At 56.9% G+C, this 1,378-nt stretch carries 1 rRNA gene; it reads left to right on the top strand.

Features of this window, described 5'->3' with window-relative positions:
- Positions 1-1,378, top strand: a 16S ribosomal RNA gene (locus B277_RS15465); the annotation flags it as partial.

Below are 1,378 nucleotides of genomic sequence, written 5' to 3'. Positions count from 1 at the left end.
TCTGGAATAAGCAGCTGGAAACGGCGTCTAATACTGGATACGAAACTGGCCCGCATGGGCATGGTTTGGAAAGTTTTTCGGTTTGGGATGGGCTCGCGGCCTATCAGCTTGTTGGTGAGGTAATGGCTCACCAAGGCGACGACGGGTAGCCGGCCTGAGAGGGCGACCGGCCACACTGGGACTGAGACACGGCCCAGACTCCTACGGGAGGCAGCAGTGGGGAATATTGCACAATGGGCGAAAGCCTGATGCAGCGACGCCGCGTGAGGGATGACGGCCTTCGGGTTGTAAACCTCTTTCAGCAGGGAAGAAGCGAAAGTGACGGTACCTGCAGAAGAAGCACCGGCTAACTACGTGCCAGCAGCCGCGGTAATACGTAGGGTGCGAGCGTTGTCCGGAATTATTGGGCGTAAAGAGCTTGTAGGCGGTTTGTCGCGTCTGCTGTGAAAATCCGGGGCTCAACCCCGGACTTGCAGTGGGTACGGGCAGACTAGAGTGTGGTAGGGGAGACTGGAATTCCTGGTGTAGCGGTGAAATGCGCAGATATCAGGAGGAACACCGATGGCGAAGGCAGGTCTCTGGGCCACTACTGACGCTGAGAAGCGAAAGCATGGGGAGCGAACAGGATTAGATACCCTGGTAGTCCATGCCGTAAACGTTGGGCGCTAGGTGTGGGACTCATTCCACGAGTTCCGTGCCGCAGCTAACGCATTAAGCGCCCCGCCTGGGGAGTACGGCCGCAAGGCTAAAACTCAAAGGAATTGACGGGGGCCCGCACAAGCGGCGGAGCATGCGGATTAATTCGATGCAACGCGAAGAACCTTACCAAGGCTTGACATATATCGGAAACATCCAGAGATGGGTGCCCCTTTTAGGTCGGTATACAGGTGGTGCATGGTTGTCGTCAGCTCGTGTCGTGAGATGTTGGGTTAAGTCCCGCAACGAGCGCAACCCTCGTTCTATGTTGCCAGCACGTTATGGTGGGGACTCATGGAAGACTGCCGGGGTCAACTCGGAGGAAGGTGGGGATGACGTCAAATCATCATGCCCCTTATGTCTTGGGCTTCACGCATGCTACAATGGCCGGTACAAAGGGCTGCGAAACCGTAAGGTGGAGCGAATCCCAAAAAACCGGTCTCAGTTCGGATTGGGGTCTGCAACTCGACCCCATGAAGTCGGAGTCGCTAGTAATCGCAGATCAGCAACGCTGCGGTGAATACGTTCCCGGGCCTTGTACACACCGCCCGTCAAGTCACGAAAGTCGGTAACACCCGAAGCCGGTGGCCCAACCCTTGTGGAGGGAGCCGTCGAAGGTGGGACTGGCGATTGGGACTAAGTCGTAACAAGGTAGCCGTACCGGAAGGTGCGGCTGGATCAC

Origin of the sequence: Janibacter hoylei PVAS-1, from assembly GCF_000297495.1 — a bacterium.
Taxonomy (GTDB): Bacteria; Actinomycetota; Actinomycetes; order Actinomycetales; family Dermatophilaceae; genus Janibacter; species Janibacter hoylei.
The sequence above is the reverse complement of the archived record's forward strand: the minus strand, read 5'-3'. Positions and strand labels throughout refer to the sequence as shown.